The sequence below is a fragment of the Streptomyces doebereineriae genome (assembly GCF_031845645.1).
GTDB classification, from domain to species: domain Bacteria; phylum Actinomycetota; class Actinomycetes; order Streptomycetales; family Streptomycetaceae; genus Streptomyces; species Streptomyces canus.
The window spans coordinates 1-478 of record NZ_JAVREZ010000163.1 but is presented as its reverse complement, the minus strand read 5'-3'; the positions used below and the strand labels follow the sequence as shown (position 1 = coordinate 478).

General features: G+C 66.3%; 1 protein-coding gene. It reads right to left on the bottom strand.

What is annotated here, in order from left to right:
- Positions 1-399: phosphoribosyltransferase (locus RNB18_RS51245; protein WP_394817808.1), on the bottom strand; the 399-nt coding region annotated here is incomplete at its 3' end.
- Positions 400-478 lie beyond the last annotated feature (79 nt).

The window sequence follows — 478 nt, the reverse complement described above, 5'->3', positions numbered from 1 at the left end:
GTCGACCATGCCGGCGAACTGCCGACATGTCGATTCGGGTGCTGCCGGAACGGCGATCACGAGCTCGGCAGGATCGGCCTCCCGAAGCGCTTGCACGGCGGCGAACATACTGGCACCGGTGGCCAGACCGTCGTCGACCAGAATAACCGCCTTTCCGGATACATCAAGGGGCGGTCGGCCACCGCGATAAGCGGCTTCGCGCCGAATGAGTTCGCGCCCTTCACGTTCGGCGATCTCCCGCAGCTGTTGCGGGGTTATCCGCAACGCACGCAGTACATCGTCGTTCACCACGACCCGCCCGCCGCTGGCCAACGCGCCGACCGCGAACTCCTCGTGGTCGGGCGCACCCAGTTTCCGCACGATGAACGCGTCGAGCGGAACGCCCAGCGCGGCAGCCACTTCCCATGCGACAGGTATTCCACCTCGCGCCAGGCCGAGCACGACAACGTCTTCCCGGCCCTGATACGCGCTCAGGAGA